Source organism: Herbaspirillum sp. ST 5-3, assembly GCF_004804275.1.
Classification (GTDB): domain Bacteria; phylum Pseudomonadota; class Gammaproteobacteria; order Burkholderiales; family Burkholderiaceae_D; genus Noviherbaspirillum.
On record NZ_STGI01000006.1, the window covers coordinates 1 to 21,114 of the forward strand.

The 21,114-nt window shown below is 58.3% G+C and carries 21 protein-coding genes, 1 tRNA gene and 1 rRNA gene; 13 read left to right on the forward strand and 10 right to left on the reverse strand.

Annotated features, from left to right (window positions below):
- Nucleotides 1-340: ribosomal RNA gene (locus E6W33_RS13040) — 16S ribosomal RNA — on the reverse strand; the annotation flags it as partial.
- Between the two features lie 558 nt (nucleotides 341-898).
- Nucleotides 899-1,675, reverse strand: coding sequence for an enoyl-CoA hydratase (locus tag E6W33_RS13045; protein WP_136417760.1), 777 nt, complete (start codon nucleotides 1,673-1,675; stop codon nucleotides 899-901).
- Nucleotides 1,676-1,892: 217 nt separating this feature from the next.
- Here E6W33_RS13045 and E6W33_RS13050 point away from each other — a divergent pair, with 217 nt between their 5' ends.
- A complete protein-coding gene (locus E6W33_RS13050) occupies nucleotides 1,893-2,498 on the forward strand; it encodes a hemerythrin domain-containing protein (RefSeq protein ID WP_168798638.1) in 606 nt (201 codons plus the stop codon).
- A gap of 71 nt (nucleotides 2,499-2,569) precedes the next feature.
- On the opposite strand, the gene E6W33_RS13055 is transcribed toward E6W33_RS13050, so the two are convergent.
- Together E6W33_RS13055 and apaG are read right to left on the reverse strand one after the other, a co-directional pair.
- Nucleotides 2,570-3,784, reverse strand: a complete 1,215-nt coding sequence (locus E6W33_RS13055) for a murein transglycosylase A (protein WP_136417762.1) — start codon at nucleotides 3,782-3,784, stop codon at nucleotides 2,570-2,572.
- Between the two features lie 161 nt (nucleotides 3,785-3,945).
- Nucleotides 3,946-4,320 carry a Co2+/Mg2+ efflux protein ApaG gene (gene apaG, locus E6W33_RS13060; RefSeq protein WP_136417763.1) on the reverse strand — a complete coding sequence of 125 codons (375 nt, stop codon included), beginning with the start codon at nucleotides 4,318-4,320 and terminating at the stop codon, nucleotides 3,946-3,948.
- Between the two features lie 127 nt (nucleotides 4,321-4,447).
- Between apaG and rpe the strand changes: the two genes are divergently transcribed.
- The 6 genes from rpe (at nucleotide 4,448) to trpC (ending at nucleotide 9,927) form a co-directional block, all read left to right on the forward strand.
- The gene (gene rpe, locus E6W33_RS13065) at nucleotides 4,448-5,113 is read left to right on the forward strand and encodes a ribulose-phosphate 3-epimerase (RefSeq protein WP_136417764.1); all 666 of its coding nucleotides are present in this window, start codon (nucleotides 4,448-4,450) and stop codon (nucleotides 5,111-5,113) included.
- A complete protein-coding gene (locus E6W33_RS13070) occupies nucleotides 5,110-5,802 on the forward strand; it encodes a phosphoglycolate phosphatase (RefSeq protein WP_136417765.1) in 693 nt (230 codons plus the stop codon). The genes rpe and E6W33_RS13070 overlap by 4 nt, the downstream gene beginning before the upstream one ends.
- 194 nt (nucleotides 5,803-5,996) lie before the next feature.
- Complete coding sequence (gene trpE, locus E6W33_RS13075) at nucleotides 5,997-7,493, forward strand: anthranilate synthase component I (RefSeq protein WP_136417766.1); 1,497 nt, start codon at nucleotides 5,997-5,999, stop codon at nucleotides 7,491-7,493.
- A 1-nt stretch (nucleotide 7,494) separates the two neighbouring features.
- Nucleotides 7,495-8,058: an aminodeoxychorismate/anthranilate synthase component II gene (locus tag E6W33_RS13080; protein ID WP_136417767.1), complete on the forward strand. Its 564-nt coding sequence runs from the start codon at nucleotides 7,495-7,497 to the stop codon at nucleotides 8,056-8,058.
- Nucleotides 8,059-8,076: 18 nt separating this feature from the next.
- A complete protein-coding gene (gene trpD, locus E6W33_RS13085; RefSeq protein WP_136417768.1) occupies nucleotides 8,077-9,114 on the forward strand; it encodes an anthranilate phosphoribosyltransferase in 1,038 nt (345 codons plus the stop codon).
- A 6-nt stretch (nucleotides 9,115-9,120) separates the two neighbouring features.
- On the forward strand, nucleotides 9,121-9,927 hold the full coding sequence (gene trpC / locus E6W33_RS13090) for an indole-3-glycerol phosphate synthase TrpC (protein ID WP_136417769.1): 807 nt from the start codon (nucleotides 9,121-9,123) through the stop codon (nucleotides 9,925-9,927).
- On the opposite strand, the gene E6W33_RS13095 is transcribed toward trpC, so the two are convergent.
- From E6W33_RS13095 to E6W33_RS13115, 5 genes are all read right to left on the reverse strand, one after another.
- Nucleotides 9,924-11,726, reverse strand: a complete 1,803-nt coding sequence (locus E6W33_RS13095) for a M61 family metallopeptidase (protein ID WP_136417770.1) — start codon at nucleotides 11,724-11,726, stop codon at nucleotides 9,924-9,926. The two genes, trpC and E6W33_RS13095, sit on opposite strands and share 4 nt — an antisense overlap.
- 7 nt (nucleotides 11,727-11,733) lie before the next feature.
- Nucleotides 11,734-12,336 carry a nucleotidyltransferase family protein gene (locus E6W33_RS13100; protein WP_136417771.1) on the reverse strand — a complete coding sequence of 201 codons (603 nt, stop codon included), beginning with the start codon at nucleotides 12,334-12,336 and terminating at the stop codon, nucleotides 11,734-11,736.
- Nucleotides 12,337-12,345: 9 nt separating this feature from the next.
- Nucleotides 12,346-13,335 (reverse strand): MDR family oxidoreductase, encoded by a 990-nt coding sequence (locus E6W33_RS13105; protein WP_136417772.1) that lies wholly within the window; start codon nucleotides 13,333-13,335, stop codon nucleotides 12,346-12,348.
- A 113-nt stretch (nucleotides 13,336-13,448) separates the two neighbouring features.
- Nucleotides 13,449-14,168 carry a DsbC family protein gene (locus E6W33_RS13110; RefSeq protein ID WP_136418049.1) on the reverse strand — a complete coding sequence of 240 codons (720 nt, stop codon included), beginning with the start codon at nucleotides 14,166-14,168 and terminating at the stop codon, nucleotides 13,449-13,451.
- A 29-nt stretch (nucleotides 14,169-14,197) separates the two neighbouring features.
- On the reverse strand, nucleotides 14,198-15,391 hold the full coding sequence (locus tag E6W33_RS13115) for a UbiH/UbiF family hydroxylase (protein WP_136417773.1): 1,194 nt from the start codon (nucleotides 15,389-15,391) through the stop codon (nucleotides 14,198-14,200).
- Between the two features lie 122 nt (nucleotides 15,392-15,513).
- On the opposite strand from E6W33_RS13115, the gene E6W33_RS13120 reads away from it, so the two are divergent.
- Nucleotides 15,514-15,589 (forward strand) — tRNA-Phe (locus E6W33_RS13120).
- A gap of 103 nt (nucleotides 15,590-15,692) precedes the next feature.
- Here E6W33_RS13120 and E6W33_RS13125 read toward each other — a convergent pair.
- Nucleotides 15,693-16,208: a hypothetical protein gene (locus E6W33_RS13125; RefSeq protein WP_136417774.1), complete on the reverse strand. Its 516-nt coding sequence runs from the start codon at nucleotides 16,206-16,208 to the stop codon at nucleotides 15,693-15,695.
- Nucleotides 16,209-16,360: 152 nt separating this feature from the next.
- Here E6W33_RS13125 and E6W33_RS13130 point away from each other — a divergent pair, with 152 nt between their 5' ends.
- The 5 genes from E6W33_RS13130 (at nucleotide 16,361) to prmC (ending at nucleotide 21,094) form a co-directional block, all read left to right on the forward strand.
- Nucleotides 16,361-17,056 carry a response regulator transcription factor gene (locus E6W33_RS13130; RefSeq protein ID WP_136417775.1) on the forward strand — a complete coding sequence of 232 codons (696 nt, stop codon included), beginning with the start codon at nucleotides 16,361-16,363 and terminating at the stop codon, nucleotides 17,054-17,056.
- A 135-nt stretch (nucleotides 17,057-17,191) separates the two neighbouring features.
- A complete protein-coding gene (gene hemA / locus E6W33_RS13135) occupies nucleotides 17,192-18,481 on the forward strand; it encodes a glutamyl-tRNA reductase (RefSeq protein WP_136417776.1) in 1,290 nt (429 codons plus the stop codon).
- A 101-nt stretch (nucleotides 18,482-18,582) separates the two neighbouring features.
- Complete coding sequence (gene prfA / locus E6W33_RS13140; RefSeq protein ID WP_136417777.1) at nucleotides 18,583-19,665, forward strand: peptide chain release factor 1; 1,083 nt, start codon at nucleotides 18,583-18,585, stop codon at nucleotides 19,663-19,665.
- A gap of 95 nt (nucleotides 19,666-19,760) precedes the next feature.
- On the forward strand, nucleotides 19,761-20,237 hold the full coding sequence (locus tag E6W33_RS13145; protein WP_136417778.1) for a disulfide bond formation protein B: 477 nt from the start codon (nucleotides 19,761-19,763) through the stop codon (nucleotides 20,235-20,237).
- A 29-nt stretch (nucleotides 20,238-20,266) separates the two neighbouring features.
- Complete coding sequence (prmC, locus tag E6W33_RS13150; protein ID WP_136417779.1) at nucleotides 20,267-21,094, forward strand: peptide chain release factor N(5)-glutamine methyltransferase; 828 nt, start codon at nucleotides 20,267-20,269, stop codon at nucleotides 21,092-21,094.
- The last annotated feature ends 20 nt before the right edge of the window (nucleotides 21,095-21,114 follow it).

Sequence of the window (21,114 nt, forward strand, 5' to 3'; positions counted from 1 at the left end):
CGTAGGAGTCTGGGCCGTGTCTCAGTCCCAGTGTGGCTGGTCGTCCTCTCAGACCAGCTACTGATCGTCGCCTTGGTAGGCTTTTACCCCACCAACTAGCTAATCAGATATCGGCCGCTCTAAGAGCATGAGGTCTTGCGATCCCCCACTTTCACCCGTAGGTCGTATGCGGTATTAGCTAGTCTTTCGACTAGTTATCCCCCACTCTAAGGCACGTTCCGATATATTACTCACCCGTTCGCCACTCGCCGCCAGGATTGCTCCCGCGCTGCCGTTCGACTTGCATGTGTAAGGCATGCCGCCAGCGTTCAATCTGAGCCAGGATCAAACTCTTCAGTTCAATCTCTGTTGTGCCATTGCTGGCAGGTTCCGTAGAACCGTCACTCACTCAAAATACTGACAGGTAATCTCTTGCGATCTTACCTATATTTCTCTGTGAGCACTTAATGCTTTTAGTTAAAGCAGCGATTCCTCGCCGCCGCACCTTCCACCAAGCGCCCACACTTATCGGCTGTTACTTTTTAAAGAACTCGTTCCGCCGTCGCTCGCTTTCGCTTCGCAACTCGCCGACAAATCGTTTTGTTCGTCAGCAGCAGAGAAATGAGATTATGAAGCACTTTTCGCTTTGCGTCAAGCTCTGATTCACATGAACTTGCTCGCCTAACCGCTTCTTTTTGCTCGACTTTTTCCATCTCGCAAACCATCGACAAATCGTTTTGTTCGTCAACGGCAAAGAGGCGAGATTATGCTTCGTTTTTCAGATTCGGTCAATTGCTTAACTTCGGAGTCTGAAAATTAACGCTGCTAAATCTACCTTCTACTCTCCCGTTGTCTTACGGCTTTGCGGTTCCCTCACAGAGGTTTTCCGCGTAGGTTTTTCAACGGGAGGCGAACTATATCAAAGGTTTCGGAAGCTTGGCAAGCGCTTCTCAATAAATGCCTTCATGCCTTCTTTTTGGTCCTCGGTGGCGAAGGTGCTGTGGAAAAGGCGGCGCTCAAACTGCACACCGTCTGCGAGCGTCGTTTCATATGCGCGATTAACGGACTCTTTAATCATCATCACGATCGGGAGCGACATCCCGGCGATCGTGGCCGCTGCTGCAAGCGCCTCATCCATCAGTTTTTCTGCCGAAACAATACGAGATACCAGCCCCGCGCGCTCAGCTTCCGCGGCATCCATCATGCGGGCGGTGAGACACATATCCATTGCCTTCGATTTGGAAACCGCCCGCGGAAGGCGTTGCGTACCACCAGCGCCTGGCATCGTCCCGAGCTTTATTTCGGGTTGACCGAATTTAGCAGTGTCGGCTGCAATAATGAAGTCGCACATCATTGCCAATTCGCATCCGCCGCCAAGAGCGTAGCCGGCAACAGCGGCGATGACTGGCTTGCGTACACGTCGAATCTGCTCCCAGTTGCGAGTGATGTAGTCACCCTTATACGCATCCATAAAGGAGTAGTTCGCCATGGCACCGATGTCTGCGCCCGCAGCAAATGCTTTTTCGCTTCCGGTAATGACGATGCAGCCGATGTTTTCATCACCGTCAAAGGTCAGTAGCGCATTACCAAGTTCATCCATCAACTTATCGTTAAGCGCATTCAAGGCTTTCGGCCGGTTTAACCGGATCACTCCAACTTTTTCGCGGGACTCCACGATGATGTTTTCATAATTCATATACAAGGCTCCTGACAAAAAACGGACCGCGCAATTGTACTCTTGACCAGCCGGGCGGCTACGGCGAAACGCTCGATGGCCCTATGGGCTTGACGCATGTCAAAGCCACCCTATCCTGAACACGTAGGATCAGTCGAATTAGATGGCGCGGGGTAAATGTATCCACGTCAAACCGGTAGCAGCGGGCGCCGCGCTCAGCCGGGACGGGAGTTTTGCAATGACACCAATGGATTTTAGCGCGACTGGGAATACATCAGATCCGGGGAGCAGCCAAGGAGCCTTGGGCGGTTTTCAATTCGAATCATTTCGGAATGAGTGCGCCCAAATGCCCCATCTCGTGGAAGCCAGTTTCCTCCGTCCGGACGATCTTATTTCAGCGAAGCCTGCGACTTGGGGAACTGAGACGACATCCGGTGTGCAGTCGATGGACAGGCTTCATTATGATGTGTTTCAGGCCATGGACGAATTATCGCGCAGCACCGATCAAGAGTTTGGTGGGGCATATCGTGCTTTTGTGCGGCGAATTGAGCAGGCATTTCGCCAGGAAGAGTGCTGGATGGAAGAAATTGATTTTCCGGCATCGAACGTACATCAAGAACAGCATGCACGTGTGTTGGGTGCGTTACACCATATTCATTCGCGCGTAATGGCTGGAGATGTTCAGGCGGGTCGCGAGGTAGCCGATCATCTCTTGCCCCAATGGTTCGCGCTTCATCTGTCGACGCAGGACATGATATTGGCAGTCGCCATGCAGACGATGCAGGCGGAGTCGGCAGCACCGGCCCCCTCCCAACTACTGGCAGGGGCATTCACGCCTCTCTAGTCTGGGCATATCGGGAACGCCGGACTCACATTGACTATCAGGTGCAAGTCAAGCAAGGGAACCGACGGGCTTCAGCGTGGGAATCCTTCGCGATTTTCCGTGAGTTGCCTGGAGATGTCCGGCTTCTCGGCAAGTTTCGGCAACAACACCCACATCATCCCGCGTTGCTTCATCTTGCCGGCGTTTTCCGCCGCGCCGGGGCCGAAACCCCAAAAGTAGTCTGCGCGTATCGCGCTTCTTATTGCTCCGCCGGTATCCTGCGCCAGCATGAGGCGCTGAAGCGGCGCGTCCTTGCCGGGTTGCGTCGTCGCCAGAAAGACAGGAACGCCCAGCGGTATGTATTGCGGGTCGACGGCGATTGAGCGCTGCGGCGTCAGAGGGACGCCCAATGCTCCTTTGGGCCCCTTGCTCGGATCCGTCAGTTTTTCTTCCCTGAAAAAAACGTAGCTTGGATTCGCGTTCAACAGTTCCTGCTGGCGCGCGGGATTGGCCGCGAACCAGGCCCTGATGTTCTGAGCGGATGCCTGATCGAGCGTCATCTCTCCCTTATCAACCAGATACCGGCCGATGGATTTGTACGGGTAACCATTTTGGTCGGCGAAAGCCACGCGCACCGTCTCTTTCGTGTCCGCCAATTGGACGCGCCCGGAGCCTTGCACCTGCAGGAAAAAGGCTTCAATCGGGTCGTCGACCCACAATAACTCTTTGCCCGCGAGAAGCTTGGACTGCGTCATTTCGGCGCGCGAAAGATAGGGCAAGACCTTGTTGCCGACTAGTCGCCCCCGTAAGCGCATGTGCTTAAGTTCAGGATAGACGCTACCGAGATCGATTGTGAGCAGGTCCTCAGGCGTGCGGTACAACGGCACCTGATAGGCCCCGCCGCGCCTGCGCGCGCCGCGCAAAAGCGGCTCATAATAGCCGGTCACCAGTCCAGTGTCCGTGCCGTCCGCGTTGATGACCTGATAAGGGCTCAAAAACGCCTCAAAGAAGGTACGCACCGCCTTCTCGCTGCCGGCATCGACGTCGCGAGCAATGGCACAAGGTTCTTTCCAATCTGGCTTCTTGATCAGGACTTCGCAAGAGCTTAGAAATGCTGGAATTGCTTCACGCAAATCGTCCCTGTCCCACCCTGGAAGCGCTGCAAAGCTTGTTGGCCTGAGCATTTCCTTCGGGCCTTCGACTGGCTTTGGCGTCGCAACGGGAGGCTTGGTTACCTGGACAGTAGTGCACGCGGAGAGGACGACGAGCAATACCGATACGAGTACACTTGGACGGATCACTAACATTGGAGATGGCAAGAAGACTATGTGGCTGATAATACTTGAAGCGGGGATTGCCCTGTTTTTGCTGGTGTTTATCGTATGGTGGACGATGTTTTCCGGAAAAAAACCGGATCAAGCAACGCCGCGAGAATCGCAACCGCACAAGGACGACTCACAACATTAATTCAATGCAAGGTGCGTGGCAACGACAGAATGAACTCGGGGATCTTCGTCTCGAATTGCTCGCCATCTTCGGCCACGCAAAAATAAGTCCCGACCATTGAACCCTGCGGCGTGGCCAGTGCGGTGCCGCTGGTATATTCGAACTGCTCGCCGGGTTGCAAAAGGGGTTGATGACCAACGACGCCCAGTCCCCGCACCTCTTCTATCCGGTTGTTGCCGTCGACGATGATCCAGTGGCGCGAAATCAACTGCGCGGCCACATCGCCGGTGTTCTTGACCGTAATCGTGTACGCGAAGACATAGTTGGAGCGGTCGGGATCCGACTGTTCGGCGAGATATTGCGTCTTCACGACTACCGAAAATTCATAGGATGCCATGGTGTTCCTTGTTTTTCTTTTCACTAAATCGATGGGCTGACCCATTGCACACGAATTCCGGCGCCATTGCAAGACTGTGTACAGATCGAAAGGGTAAAATACCGGATCCTTATTCATATTGCTCGTCATGCCTACATATCGCATCGCCCCCAGCATTCTTTCTGCAGATTTCGCCCGTCTGGGTGAAGAAGTTCGCAACGTCGTAGCCGCCGGCGCGGACATTATTCATTTCGACGTCATGGACAACCACTACGTTCCGAATCTGACCGTCGGACCGCTGGTCTGCGACGCGATTCGCCCGCATGTGCAGGTGCCGATCGATGTACACCTGATGATCAAGCCGGTCGACCGCATCATTCCTGATTTTGCCAAGGCGGGCGCAAACATCATCACCTTCCACCCGGAGACATCCGACCATATCGACCGTTCGCTGCAACTGATCCGCGATAACGGCTGCAAGGCCGGGCTGGTGTTCAATCCTGCGACTCCGCTGCATTATCTCGATCATGTGATGGACAAGCTCGATATCATTCTGATCATGTCGGTCAATCCGGGATTTGGCGGCCAATCGTTCATTCCCGGCGCGCTGAAGAAAATCGCTGCGGTACGCCATCGCATTGACGAGTCGGGGCGCGACATCATGCTGGAAGTCGATGGCGGTATCAAGGTCGAGAACATTGCCGAGGCGGCCCGAGCCGGAGCGGACACCTTCGTGGCAGGCTCCGCGATCTTCGGCAAGCCGGATTACAAGGCGGTGATCGACGCCATGCGCAGCCAGCTGGCGCAAGTATGAAGGCCGCGGAAGCTCTCGTGCTGACGGACATTCGCGCCGCCATTATCGATCTGGACGGAACCATGGTGCATACGGCGCCGGATTTTCATGTGGCGATCAACCGCATGCGCGCCGAGCTGGGCCTCGATCCGCTGGACATCGAGACGATCACGCATTTCGTCGGCAAAGGGACCGAGAACCTGATGCGGCGCGTGCTCGGCGTCGACTATGACAACCAGGGCATCGAACAGCATTTTCCGCGTGCGTTGGCTTCCTATCAAAAGCACTACCTGGCTATCAACGGCATGTATTCGAGCGTTTATCCCGGCGTGCATGAAGGTCTGGAGATCCTGCGAGCAAAAGGACTGCGGCTGGCGTGCGTGACCAACAAGCCCATCGATTTCGCCGAGCCGCTGCTCGAAAGAACCGGCCTGCGTCCGTATTTCGATATCGTCTATGGCGGCGATTCCCTGCCGAAGAAGAAACCGGACCCGTATCCCCTGCTGAAAGTCTGCGAGGATTTCAAGGTGCGCCCAGCGCAGGCGCTCGCGATCGGCGACTCGTCAAACGACGCCCAGGCGGCGCGCGCGGCGGGGTGTCGGGTCTTGAATGTGCCGTACGGGTACAATCATGGGGAATCTATACACAACGTCGATTCGGATGGTATAGTTTCGACGCTGCTCGACGCAGCTCATCTTATTTCCGCATAACCGAAACCACATGTTTCTCGACAAAAAACGTGACGTGACATCGCTGGGCCTGTATGAGGCCTGGCTGTGGCGACGCTGGCAATCCTGGGCTGAATAACCCACCATTGCCGCTGACCGCTATTATCCGGTTGGCAACGTTTTTTGATATCCCCTGCTATTGCCCGCTCGTTCTACAATAGCGCCCGGAGAGAAACATGACTGAACTCGAATTCAAATCGCTGGCCACGCAAGGCTATAACCGCATTCCGCTGATCGCCGAGGCTTTCGCGGATCTGGAGACTCCCCTCACGCTGTACCTGAAGCTGGCGCAAACCCAGAACGCGGGCAAGAACACCTTTCTTCTCGAATCCGTCGTGGGAGGCGAACGCTTCGGCCGCTATTCGTTCATCGGCCTGCCGGCAACGACGCTGATGCGCAGCTACGGGACCAGGACCGAAGTGGTCAAGAACGGCATCGTGGTGGAAACGCATGAAGGCAATCCGCTCGAATTCATTACTGAATTCCAGGCGCGCTACAAGGCGGCGATCCGCCCCGGCATGCCGCGCTTCTGCGGTGGACTGGCGGGATATTTCGGTTACGACGCGGTGCGACATATCGAGAAGCGCCTTGCGCACACCACGCCGAAAGATGATCTGGGCCTGCCCGATATCCAGTTGCTGGTGACCGAAGAACTGGCGGTGATCGATAATCTTTCGGGCAAGCTCTACCTGATCGTCTATGCCGATCCGACCCAGCCCGAAGCGTATTCAAGAGCGCGGCAGCGCCTGAAGGATTTGCGCGCCATGCTGCGCCGCGTGGTCGACGTGCCGGTGACATCGGCATCGGTGCGGACAGATACGGTGCGCGATTTCGGCAAGACCGACTATCTGAAAGCGGTCGAGCGTGCCAAGGAATACATCATGGCCGGCGATCTGATGCAGGTGCAGGTCGGCCAGCGCCTGAGGAAATCATACGTCGACTCGCCGCTGTCCTTGTATCGTGCATTGCGTTCGCTGAATCCATCGCCCTACATGTATTTCTACAATTTCGGCGACATGCAGATTGTCGGCGCCTCGCCGGAGATCCTGGTCCGCAACGAGCAAACCCCTGACGGCCAGAAGAAGGTGACCATCCGTCCGCTGGCCGGCACCCGCCCGCGCGGCACGACGCCGGAGAAGGATGCGCAACTGGCGAAGGAATTGCTGGCCGACCCGAAGGAAATCGCCGAACACGTCATGCTGATCGATCTTGCCCGCAACGACATCGGTCGCATCGCGGAAATCGGCAGCGTGAAGGTCACCGACAAGCTGGTGATCGAAAAATATTCCCACGTGCAACACATCGTGTCGAACGTGGAAGGCACGCTCAAGCCTGGACTCTCGAACCTGGATGTCCTGAAAGCGACCTTCCCTGCCGGCACGCTGTCGGGCGCACCGAAGGTCCGCGCGATGGAGATCATTGATGAGCTGGAGCCGACCAAACGCGGCATCTACGGTGGCGCGTGCGGCTATCTGTCGTTCGGCGGAGAAATGGATCTGGCCATTGCGATTCGCACCGGCGTGATCAAGGATGGCACGCTGTATGTGCAGGCTGCGGCCGGCGTGGTTGCGGATTCGGTTCCCGAAATGGAATGGCAGGAAACGGAAAACAAGGCGCGCGCCGTATTGCGTGCGGCCGAGCAGGTGCAAGACGGACTGGATGGGGAGATCTGATATGTTGCTGATGATTGATAACTACGACTCCTTCACCTATAACCTGGTCCAGTATTTTGGCGAGCTCGGTGAAGATGTGCGGACTTTCCGCAATGACGAAATCACGCTGGAGCAGATCGCTGCGCTGAAGCCGGATCGTATCTGCATTTCCCCCGGCCCGTGCACGCCGCATGAAGCAGGGATTTCGATCGGTGTGCTGACGGAATTTGCGGGGAAGATTCCGATCTTGGGAGTTTGCCTTGGTCACCAGAGCATCGGCGCCGCGTTCGGCGGCAAGGTGATTCGCGCCAAGCAGGTCATGCATGGCAAGACTTCACAGATTACCCATACCGGCGTCGGCGTGTTCAAGGGATTGCCCAGCCCGTACACCGTCATTCGCTATCACTCGCTCGCCATCGAGCGCGAGTCGCTGCCGGATTGCCTGGAAATCACTGCGTGGACGGAGGACGGCGAAATCATGGGCGTGCGCCACAAGGAGTTCAAGGTGGAAGGCGTGCAGTTCCACCCCGAATCGATCCTGTCCGAGCATGGGCATGAACTGTTGAAGAATTTCCTGAATACCTGATACCACGGAGCCATTGCCATGCCAATCACCCCGCAGGAAGCGCTATTGCGCTGCATCGAACACCGCGAAATTTTTCACGACGAAATGCTGTCGCTGTTTCGCAAGATTATGAGCGGCGAAATGTCGCCGGTCATGATCGCGGCGCTGACGATGGGTTTGCGCGTGAAAAAGGAAACCATCGGCGAGATCACCGCCGCCGCGCAAGTCATGCGCGAGTTTTCGACCAAGGTCCCGACCAGAAACACCAGCAAGCTGCTGGATATTGTGGGCACGGGTGGCGATGGTGCGCATACCTTCAATATTTCAACCGCATCGATGTTCGTCGCTGCATCGGCCGGTGCACGCATCGCCAAGCATGGCGGCCGCAGCGTGTCATCCTCGTCAGGCAGTGCAGACGTGCTGGAGTCGCTGGGCGCCAATATTAATCTGAAGCCGGAACAGGTTGCGGAATCGATCGAAGAAACCGGCATCGGTTTCATGTTCGCGCCTAATCACCACGCCGCGATGAAACATGCAGCGCCGGTGCGCAAGGAACTCGGCGTGCGCACCATTTTCAATATCCTTGGCCCGCTCACCAATCCGGCCGGTGCGCCGAATATCCTGATGGGCGTGTTTCATCCGGATCTGGTCGGCATCCAGGTGCGGGTATTGCAACGTCTCGGCACACAGCATGCCTTGGTAGTCTGGGGGCGCGACAACATGGATGAGGTGTCACTGGGCGCCGCGACCATGGTCGGGGAACTGATCGACGGCGAGATCCGCGAATATGAAATTCATCCGGAAGACTTTGGGCTGCAAATGGTGGCGAGCCGCAATCTGAAGGTTTCCGGCGCGGCGGAATCGAAGGAGAAAATCTTCGAGGCACTGGATAACAAACCCGGCCCGGTGCGCGACATCGTTGTGCTGAATGCGGGTACCGCACTTTATGCGGCAGGCGTGGCCACGTCGATTGCCGCTGGTCTGGACAAGGCGCGCGAAGCGATTGCCTCGGGCGCGGCGCGTGCGAAATTGAATCAATTCGTCGAGGCGACCCAACGACTCGGCGCCGCCAACTGATCGATCATGTCCGACATTCTCAACAAGATCCTTGAGGTCAAGGCCAGCGAAGTTGCCGCCGCGAAGAAATATCGCGACTTGGCCAGTCTGCGCCGCGAGGTGGAAACCAACGATGAAGCGCGCCAATCGCTGCGCGGTTTCGAGACGAGCCTGCGGTCAAAAATTTCCGCCGGCCGTGCGGGCGTGATTGCCGAAGTCAAGAAAGCATCCCCCTCGAAGGGCGTACTGCGTGCCGATTTCCGTCCTGCCGACATCGCAGAAACCTATGCAAAACATGGTGCCGCGTGCTTGTCGGTCCTGACCGATGAGCAATTCTTCCAGGGCTCGCCGGACTATCTGAAGCAGGCGCGCGCGGCGTGCACGATTCCCGTGCTGCGCAAGGACTTCATGGTCGATCCGTATCAAGTGTATGAGGCGCGGTCCTGGGGCGCGGATTGCATTCTGCTGATCGTTGCTGCGCTCGACCATGGCTTGATGGCGGAACTGGAAGCCTGCGCGCATGAGCTCGGCATGGGCGTGCTGGTCGAGGTGCATGATGCAGACGAACTGACTGCCGCGCTGAAACTGAAAACGCCGATGCTGGGCATCAACAATCGCAATCTGCGCACGTTCGAGACGTCGCTCCAGACCACCATCGATTTGCTGCCGCGCATTCCGCCGGAAAAACTGGTTGTCACCGAGTCGGGCATCCTGAAACCGGATGACGTGAAGCGCATGCGCGACGCCGATGTGCATGCCTTCCTGGTTGGCGAGGCATTCATGCGCGCGCCCAACCCGGGCGCGGAACTGGCGCGTCTTTTCGGCGACAGCTAGCCGGCGGATTTCGTTCCCAGCCAGGCGGCGCGCAGTCGCGCATGCGCTGCGGGTTTCGCCTGCCCCGCTAGCGCGACCTGCGGCGCATCGTCGGGGGCGAGTGTCGCATCGAACATCATCAATTCATCGCGACGGAATGCATGCAATGTCACTGCATCTCCGACCCGATAACGTGTCAGCAGCGTGTCGAAATTGCTCGCTGTCACACGCAATCCGTCCATCGCGATCAGAATGTCACCTGCCGATAACCCGGCCCGATGTGCGGCTCCACCTTCATACACGTTGGCCAGCTTGCAGTCATTGCCGTCCCGTGAAGTGCGAGTGCCCAAACCCGGCTTGGCATCCTTGCGCTTATCGGACATCTCGACACCAAACGGCGCAAGCAGCTTGCCCAGCGGCAGATCGTCAGTGCCGCGTACGTAGCGGTCGAAAAAGCGTTTGAGTTTCAACCCGGTGATCTCATCGAACAGTCGTTCGACATCGGTTTCAGTCACGCCCGCTCCGCCCATGTCGCTATAAAAATCGCACCCGTAACGCTGCCAGAGTGCACGCATCACATCGTCCAGCGACTTGCGCCCTTTTGTCTCCATCCGGATGGTCAGGTCGAGCGCCAGCCCTACCAGCGAACCCTTGGCGTAATAGCTGACAATCGCATTCGGCGAGTTTTCATCCTGCCGATAGTACTTGGTCCACGCATCGAAGCTCGACTCGGCAACGCTCTGCTTGGTGCGACCACTGCCACGCAAGACGCCATTGATTGCTTTACCTACCAATTTGAAATACGCAGCCTCATCGATCACGCCGCTGCGCACAAGCATCAGGTCGTCGTAGTAGCTGGTGAAGCCCTCGAACAGCCAGAGCAGCGAGGTATAACCTTCCGTGCGCAGGTCGTACGGTGCGAACGCCGCGGGCTTGATGCGCTTGACGTTCCAGGTGTGGAAGTACTCGTGACTGCACAGTCCGAGATAGGTGCGGTAGCCCTCGCTCATCTCCTTTTGCCCCTTGACGGGCAGGTCATTGCGCGAGCAGATCAGCGCCGTGGACGCACGATGCTCAAGACCGCCATAACCATCGCCCACGGCTAGCGTCAAGAAGACATAGCGGTCCATCGGAGCACGCTTGCTTTTCGGCTCGAACAATGCAATCTGCGCCTCGCAGATTTTTTTCAGGTCGGCACTCAGGCGGGCCATGTCGAGATTCGGAACGCGGCCCGTAATGACGATATCGTGCGATACGCCATGCGCCTTGAAAGTCGCCAGGTCGAAGGTGCCCATTTCAACCGGGTGATCGATCAACTCATCGTAATTCGCTGCGACATAGGTGCCAAAACCATAGCGCTTCGCCTTCAGCTGCGGCAATGCAGTGGCGACACGCCAGGTCTTAAACTCATCACCCTCGGGACGGCGGATATCGACAACGTGCGGCAGGTTTTCCTGCCCCTGCACGCTCAGGAAAACGCTGGTGCCGTTGAAGAATCCATGCGTCTGGTCCAGATGCGCGGCACGCACCGAGAGATCCCACGCATAGACTTCATACTCGAGTGTGAGCGGCCCTTTGCAAGGCGAGACCTGCCAGCTGTGTTTGTCGAGCTTCTTCAGGGCGACGCTCTCGCCGTCGGACTGCGCGCTGATCCGCACGATATTGCGCGCGAACTCGCGAATCATGTAACTGCCGGGGATCCATGCGGGGAGAAAGAAGATTTGACCGTCCGGGTCGGGCTTCTCAACAGTCAATGTGACCTCGAAAAGATGCGCTGCCAGATCCTTGGGCACGATGGTGTAGAAAACCGTGTTTTTCATTCCTGTCCTATCTTCTTTCATTGCCGCCGACAAGGTCGGCGATGGTATCGATATCCTGCATGATCCCGGCGTCGTCGGTGACGACCTCGATCAGGGGTCGGGTCTTGAGAACCTGGCGCGCGCCCTGGTCGCCGCGCAAGGCCAGCAAGTCCGGCAAATGCGCACGGCCAAATGCCACGGGATTGCCGCGCTGTCCGCGATACATCGGTACCGCGATGTCGGTGTCGTGCCGGATTGCTTTGCTGAGTGCTTCGATTGTTGCGGGCTGTACATTGGGCATGTCCGCCAATGCAATCAACCAGCCTTGCGCGTCCGATGTCTGCGCAAGCGCATGAACAAGCGATGCCGCCATGCCCTCATCGGCATTCATGCAAACCGATACCCGGCAGCCGATCGCGCGAAGTTGCGTCGCAAGCGCAGTGTGTTCTGGACGAACGACAGCAAGCACGGTCGGCAAAACGGTGAGCAGATTTCTCGCCGCCGCTTCCGCTACGCCCTGACCGGTGGGCAAGACTTGCAGCAGCTTGTTCTGCTCTCCGGTGGGATCAAAACGTGTGCCGCGACCGGCGGCAAGCAGAATCCCTGTCAGCCTTGTGCCGGCGCTATGCATGCCGCTTCCTCACGCATTGACATTCACCACCAGCCGGCCGCGCACCTTGCCTTCAATGATGTCGCGCGCTTTCGACAAGGCGTCGGCCAATGTAATCTCGTGCGTGATGGCATCCAGTTTGGCAGCGTCGAGGTCAGTTGCGAGCCTCTGCCATGCAGCGATCCGCCTTGCCTTGGGTGCCATGACGCTGTCGATGCCGAGCAGGCGGACACCGCGCAGGATGAATGGTGCCATGCTGCCGGGAAGATCCATGCCCTGCGCCAGTCCGCATGCCGTGACGACACCGCCGTAACGGGTTTGCGCAAGCGCGTTGACCAGGGTATGCGATCCGACCGCATCCACCACACCGGCCCAGCGTTCTTTTTGCAAGGGCTTGCCGGCCGCTGACAGTTCGGCGCGGTCGATGACGTCGGCTGCGCCGAGCGATTTGAGGTAATCGACTTCAGCGAGCTTCCCGGTGGACGCCACCACGCGATAGCCCCAGCCGGACAGGATGGCGATGGCAACGCTGCCGACGCCGCCGGAGGCGCCTGTAACCAGGATTTCGCCGCTGTCCTTGGTCACGCCGTGCTCTTGCAGCGCCATCGCGCTCAGCATGGCCGTATAACCCGCCGTGCCAATCGCCATCGCGGTTTTCGCGGACATGCCAGCCGGACGCGGGATCAGCCACTCGCCCTTCAGCCTGGCTCGCTGCGCAAGGCAGCCCATGTGCACTTCGCCAACACCCCAGCCGTTGAGCACGAACGCATCACCTGCCTTCCAGTCGGGATGCGAGGACGCGATCACCTCACCTGCACCGTCAATGCCGGGCACCATGGGCCACTTGCGTACCACCGGCGATTTGCCGGTGATCGCGAGTCCGTCCTTGTAGTTGATTGTGGAATAGTCGATACGCACCGTCACATCGCCATCGGCGGGAAGTTGCGCGTCATCGAGTTGCGTCAGCCTGGCATCTGTCGTGCCATCTTCATTCTTGTTAAGCAAAATCGCGTTGAACATTGGGTGCCTCCATGGGTGGAGTCCCGATTATAGTTCGCTGCAAGAAAGCGCGTGTTGATGAGAAAAAGGCGCATCTCCCGGACGGAGTGCGCCTTTTTTCGAAGCCGGGCCGATTACTTGGTGCTGGCCAGTTTGTTTTCCAGGGCAGCGCGATCGATAGCGCCGGGGACCCGGGTGCCGTCAGTAAAGAAGATGGTTGGCGTGCCGGTCACCTTGAGCTTTTGGCCGAGCGCCAGGATCTTGTCGTTCGGTGCAGTGCAATTGGCCGGGGCTGCTTCGGCCGCCTTGCCTTTCAGCATCCACTCATCCCAAGCCTTTGCGCGGTCCGCGGAACACCAGATGTTGCGCGACTTGACTGCCGAATCCTCGGCCAGGATGTTGTACATGAAGGTGTAGACGGTCAAATTGTCCATCTCGCTCAAGGTCTGCCGGAAGCGCTTGCAATAGCCGCAGTTCGGGTCCTCGAATACAGCGATGACCCGCTTGCCATTGCCCTTGACCGTCTTCAGCGCCGACTCGAGCGGCAGGTCGGAGAACTTGATCCTGGTAAGGTCATCGACACGCGCCTTGGTGTGATCGGTGAACGTCTTGGTGTCGACAATGCGACCGATGAACAAGTACTCGCCCTTGGCATCGGTATAGAAGATATCGCTGCCGATGCGTACTTCATACAAGCCGCCATACGGCGTCTTGGTGATCGAATCGATCTTGGCCCCGTCGCCCAGGCGCGGTTCGATCGCCTTCTTGATGGCCGTTTCCTGCGGAGTTTGTGCCAACGCCAATCCGCTCGCCAGGCTCAGCACGCCGATTGCGGCCAATTTTGTCAATTTCATCATGTCTTTTGTTTCATCTTTCCGTTGTGCTATGGCTTTTTCCCCATTGCATGGGAAATCAGGGCTCGTTTTAAGACCGGTAGCTTGTTGACCAAGTTCAATCCTATGTTGCGTACAAGGCGCAGCGGTTCAAAATCGGTCGAAAACAAACGTTCCAATCCGTCGGTCGCTGCCTGCATGAGGAAAATATCCTCCTTGCGGGCGCGCGCGTAACGCCCGAGAACGCGCTCATCGCCGCAGTCGCGATGCGGTTCACGCTCGGAGACAAGCTTGACCAGCGCCGCGACATCCGCAAAGCCAAGGTTCATGCCATGACCGGCCAGCGGGTGCACGACATGCGCGGCATCGCCAATCAGGGCGACGCGTGGCGCGACGATGGAATGCGGACGCAGCAGACTGAGCGGGAAAGCCTTGACCAGCTCAGGCTGCAGCGGGCGAAGCTGGCCAAGCTGGTGTCCGGATAGCTGGGTGACTCGCTCCGCCAATTGCATGAGCGGCTCGCGCAACAAGATTTGCGCCAAGGTCTCCGGCGCCGACCAGACCAGCGAGGTGCGCTGTCCGGGCAAGGGCAAGAGCGCCACGATGCCTTCCGACGAAGTGAACCATTGATAAGCGGTGTCGTGGTGGGGCTTGTCGCATTCGAAATTGGTGACGATGGCACGCTGGCCATACGACCGGTAGTCAATGCCGATATCGCACTGCGCGCGCACCCAGGATTGCGCACCGTCCGCACCCACGATCAGGGACGCCTCGATCAGGTCGCCGTTGTCGAGCTGGACGGTGGCGCCCGCCGAATCGGCGCACAGGCGTGCGGCACGACCGCTCACGATGCGCATATTGGGCGCGAACTTGAGCGCCGCATCGAGAGCCGAATTCAAATTGCTGTCTTCGACGATCCACGCCAGCGCACCGGTACGCGCACCATAGGCGTCAAAGGCGAGATTGCCCGCCTGTTCGCCATCGCCTTTGACGATCATCGTATCGACCGGTGCCACACGCGATGCGTCGAGCGCTTGCCAAACCTTCAAGGACGAAAGCAGATCATGCGCGACGTGGTTCAAGGCATAGACGCGCACGTCCCAGCCTGCCGATTGCGCTGGCGCAGCAGCCGAATCAGAGGGACTCAACAGGGTGACGCTGAGGCCGGCCTGGGCAAAACCGAGGGCAGCGGCCTTCCCGACGGCGCCGTTCCCGACAACACAAATATTGCTTTGAAAATGCATGAAGCAAGTGCCTGATTGAAATAAAAAGCGAAGCGTGCAGAAGGCATTATAGCCGTTGCGGCATGATCTGCCTCGCAAAAAGCCTTGCAAATTCCAACAGTTTTGCTATACTTGCGCGCCTTGGCCTGGTAGCTCAGTTGGTAGAGCAGAGGATTGAAAATCCTTGTGTCGGTGGTTCGATTCCGCCCCGGGCCACCAAAAAATTCCCAAGAAAACGCCAGCTTCTCGAAGCTGGCGTTTTTGCTTTTACCCTTCGCATTCAATCGCACTGGCGAAACCGTTGCGCTGTTGGCTTGACGGCTCAATGCACGGGACTCGCCCGCATGTCGATCGCTTCTTCCGCCACCTCGGCACACTCTTCGATGTGTTGATAAGCAACCGCACGAAACGCTGCGTAGCTGAAGGCCGCCGAGGCAATCTGTCGCGCAAAAGGCATGACCTTCAGTGCGCGTTCGGCAACAACTTCTACGCCAACACGCTTGAGCAATTGCACAAGCAGCGCTCGCACGACCGACTGCACTGCAAGCACGCCTCCACCGCCGAGCAAGCCGGGGAGCACCCTTGCCGCCGCGTCTGGCAGGAAGCGACCGATCTGCTCGTCCGTCAAGCCGAACTCGGAATGGATCTCGCCGATCAATTTGGCAAGAAGAACAACATCCACAGCGATGTCAACACCCGGAACCGGGACCATGGCGGCGCCGGCAGAAACAGCGGCATGTCTTGCGACCCGACGGCGGCATTTTTCTCGCAGGACATCGATGTCCTCCTCCGCTGCGGGAACCAGGGTCCAATCAGGCTTGCTTTTGGTGCGGGGCATGTTCGGTCAGTTACTCTCTTGACATCGCGTGTCGTTACGCAGATGGCAATATAGGGTAAATTACGCGTCGCCCCTCTGAGTAAAAACAAGATGTTGCGAGCGAGGCGGACCATGCCGGCGCTCGCGGACGCCAACGAGTGCAACAAGCGCCAATGCGAATAGCCATACTGGATTCCGACCGAGAACAGGTCGAACTGATTCGTCAGGAGTTGACGCGCGTCGGCCATGTCTGCGAGGCATTCAGATATTCGCCAGGCCTGCCCGCCGAACTCGATCAAGCGCATTTCGATGCGATCGTACTGGATTGGCATGAAGGCGGACCAGCAGGACTGCGAATTCTGCAGTCGATCGCGAATGACTCTCAAGCCGGCCGGCCCGTTCTGCTGCTGGCGCCACGCTCCAGCGAGGACCAGCTTGTCGAAGCATTAGGTTGCGGCGCGTACGACTATCTCATCAAGCCGATTCGTCGCGGCGAACTCCTGGTGCGCATGCAAGTCTTGCTCAAGCGCGCCTATCCGGAAACACAAGAGAGCGAGCAGCTTCACTTCGGCCCCTTCGCGTTCGAGCCGGGCAGATCTCGGATTACCCGTTCCGGCATAACGCTGGAGGTAACCCAGAAGGAGTTTGAACTGGCGCTGCTCTTCTTCCGCAATCTTGGCCGCCCGCTGTCGCGCGCTTACATCCTCGAGAAGATTTGGTCACGCGACGCAGACATCCCGTCGCGCACTATTGATACGCACGTCTCGCGCGTGCGAACCAAACTCGGGCTGAGACCCGAGAACGGATTTCGCCTGCTCCCCGTCTACAGCTACGGTTACCAGCTCGAACAATTGGCCCCCGCGCAATGAACATACTCAACCTTTTACTGTCGTAATCACAGATCATCGACGATACTGTCTTTTTGACAACGAAACCTTCGCCTCGTGCGCCAAAGCAACGCGCTATAATAGAGCGTCGAGAATACCCGTACTAACGTCATCGGAATGCAGCTCCTAACCGTCGGCCTCAACCACACCACCGCGCCGGTTGCGTTGCGCGAAAAAGTGGCCTTCCCTGCTGACCAGATCGGTCAAGCAGTCGCGGCGGCACGTACCTGGTTTGCCCGCAGCGCAACTGCGGGATCGGCCGATGAAGCAGCAATCCTCTCCACCTGCAATCGCACCGAACTGTACGCCGCCAGCCATGTTCCAGGCGGCGTCGAGGCAGCGATCGACACCACCGCGCATTTCCTCGCCGAGTATCACAAGCTGCCTTACTCCGAGCTGCGCCCGTACCTCTATACGCTGCCGCAGGATAATGCGGTGCGCCATGCATTCCGCGTCGCTTCCGGACTTGACTCAATGGTTCTCGGCGAGGCACAGATCCTCGGCCAGATGAAAGACGCGGTCCGCCGCGCGGAAGCTGCCGGCGGACTCGGCACCTACCTGCACCAGATGTTCCAGCGCACTTTTGCGGTCGCGAAAGAAGTGCGTACCACCACCGAAATCGGCGCGCACAGCGTGTCGATGGCCGCGGCAGCCGTGCGATTGTCGCAGCGCATTTTCGACAAAATCTCCGAACAGAACGTACTGTTCATTGGCGCCGGCGAAATGATCGAGCTGTGCGTGACGCACTTCGCCGCGCAGAATCCGAAAACCCTGACCATCGCCAACCGCACACTGGAACGCGGCGAATCGCTGGCCCACCGCTTCAACGGACATGCGATTCGCCTGGCCGATCTGCCGCAGCAACTGGGGCAATTTGACATCGTCGTTTCCAGCACCGGATCCTCGCTGCCAATCATCGGACTGGGTATGGTCGAGCGTGCGATCAAGGCACGTCGTCACAAGCCGATGTTCATGGTCGACCTGGCGGTACCGCGCGATATTGAAACGGAAGTGGGACGTCTCGACGACGTATTTCTTTACACGGTCGACGACCTTGGCAGCGCAGTCCAAGCCGGCATTGAAAATCGCCAGGCCGCCGTCGCGCAGGCAGAGGCAATCATCGAGAACCGTGTGCAATCCTTCATGCACTGGGTCGATACCCGCGCCGTCGTGCCGCTGATCCGCGACTTGCACGAGACCAGCGAAACCATGCGCCTGGCCGAACTGGATCGCGCGAAGAAGCTGCTCGCCAAAGGCGAAGACATCGATGCGGTTCTCGAAGCGCTGTCCAAAGGACTGACCGCGAAATTCCTGCACGGCCCACAACAGGCTTTGCACAATGCACAAGGCGACGAACGCGCGCGCCTCGCAGCGTTGCTGCCACAATTGTTCCGCACCAAGCGCTAGCTGCTCCTCCTGCGACCTTGTCGGTCACACACGGCAGGGCTCCGCATTCGCCGTTCCACGGCATCTCTTCGCGCCCCACCATTCGAAAGTGACGATACCCAATGAAACCATCCATGCTTGCCAAACTCGACCAGCTCAGCGAACGCCTGGAAGAGTTGAACAACTTGCTGATGCAGGAAGGCGTCACTTCCGACATGGACCAGTATCGCAAGCTGACGCGCGAACATGCGGAGCTCGGACCATTGGTCGCGCTGTACAAGGATTACCGGCGAGCCGGCGACGATATCCAGGCGGCACAGGAGATGCTGTCGGATCCCGACATGAAGGAACTCGCGCAGGATGAAATCGCGGCCGCCAAGGAGCGCATCGAACAGCTGGAAATCGAACTCCAGAAAATGCTCCTGCCGAAAGACCCGAACGACGAGCGCAATATCTATCTTGAAATCCGCGCCGGCACCGGTGGCGACGAGGCCGCGCTGTTCGCCGGCGACCTGCTTCGCATGTACACCCGCTTTGCGGAGCGCAATCGCTGGCAGGTCGAGATGGTGTCGGAGTCGCCTTCGGAGATCGGCGGTTACAAGGAAGTCATCGTGCGCGTCATCGGCCATGGAGCCTATTCCAAGCTGAAGTTCGAATCCGGCGGACATCGCGTCCAGCGCGTTCCGGCAACAGAAACGCAGGGCCGCATTCATACTTCCGCCTGCACGGTTGCGGTCATGCCGGAAGCCGATGAAGTGAGCGACGTCGACATCAATCCGGCCGATATTCGCATCGATACCTTCCGCGCGTCCGGCGCGGGTGGGCAGCACATCAACAAGACCGATTCGGCAGTGCGCATCACCCATATGCCGACCGGCCTCGTGGTTGAATGCCAGGACGACCGCAGCCAGCACAAGAACAAGGCGTCCGCGCTGAAGGTGCTCGCCGCGCGCATCAAGGACATGCAACTGCGCGAGCAGCAAGCCAAGGAAGCTGCGACGCGCAAGTCGCTGGTCGGCTCCGGCGACCGCAGCGAACGTATCCGCACTTATAACTTCCCCCAGGGCCGGGTCACCGATCACCGCATCAACCTGACACTGTACAAAATCGATTTCATCATGGATGGCGATCTGACGGAGCTGACCAATGCGCTCATGGCGGAGCATCAGGCGGAACAGCTTGCGGCCTTGAGCGAGGAAGCATAATCTTCTGCGCAAAGCTTGATCCGGAATGGTTGCGCTCAGGGAACCATTTCGCGCAGTATTACTCTTATGACATTACCCACTGACAAGACCTACTGATGAAAACCTCCAAACCTGTGCTGGTGGCTGTCGGCGTCCTTGCCTTCTCGCTGATCGGGTTCGCACTCTACCTGCAACATGTCAAGTTCGAACTGCCCTGCCCCCTGTGTGTAATGCAGCGCTATGCGTTTGCCACGGTAGGTCTAATCTGCCTGATATTTGCAGCCTTGCCCCGCAGCGTGACGAAGATTGGCGCGAGCCTGGGAGCGTTGGCTGCCCTGACTGGCGCGGGTATCGCGAGCTGGCACCTGTGGGTGAAAGCGCATCCGGCGATTTCCTGCGGCATCGATCCCCTGGAGACCTCGCTCAACAAAATCGTCACCGCCGAATTGATGCCCTACGTGTTCAAGGCCGACGGCCTGTGCTCGACTGAATATGAGCCCATTCTCGGGCTGTCCACGCCGCAGTGGTCGCTCATCTGGTTCTCGATCTTTGCGATTCTGCTGATCTGGGCCGCGCTGCGCCAAAGCCGCTAACAGAGTCGCGAACGCGCCTCGGAAAGCCTATGCAACAGTATTCGATTGCTAGCGGCGCCACACTTGCTGCTGTGCTGAACAATCCTCCGATTGACGCATTCGAAGCACGCATTCTTCTGTCCCATGCCCTGCAGTTGTCGCGCGTGCAGCTCATCACGCAGTCCGAGCGATGCCTGACCGCCGACGAGGCGAATGCCGTGTCCGCGCTGTTCCAGCGTCGCCTTGACGGCGAGCCGATCGCGTATATTCTGGGCGAACGCGAATTCTTCGGATTGTCTTTCCATACCACGCCTGCCGTACTGATCCCTCGTCCGGAGACAGAGTTGCTGGTCGAATTGGCACTCGACCGTCTTCCGCACGGCGGGCACGTCCTCGACATGGGCACGGGCTCCGGTGCGATTGCCGTTGCCATTGCCCACTCCCGGCCGGATGTGTCGGTGACGGCACTGGATGTCAGCGAGGCCGCATTGGACCTTGCCCGTCGCAATGCCGCCCGCCATGGCGCTCACGTGTCGTTCCTGCGCAGTAACTGGTTCGACGCGATCAACGCCGCGCAGTTCGACCTCATCGTATCCAATCCGCCGTACATCGTGAAGAACGATCCCCATCTGACGCAGGGCGATCTCCGCTTCGAACCGATCGACGCGCTGACCGACCATGCCGATGGCCTTTCGGCGCTTCGCACCATTGTCAGCGGCGCACCGGAGCACCTGAATTCCGGTGGCTGGCTGCTGATGGAGCACGGCTATGATCAGGCGCCAGCCGTCAGGGAATTGCTCGTCAAGCATGGGTTTCTCAACGTGCAAAGCTGGAAAGACCTGGCCGGCATTGAACGCGCCAGCGGCGGCTGCCGCTAACCGCAGTCGCGCCGATGTTT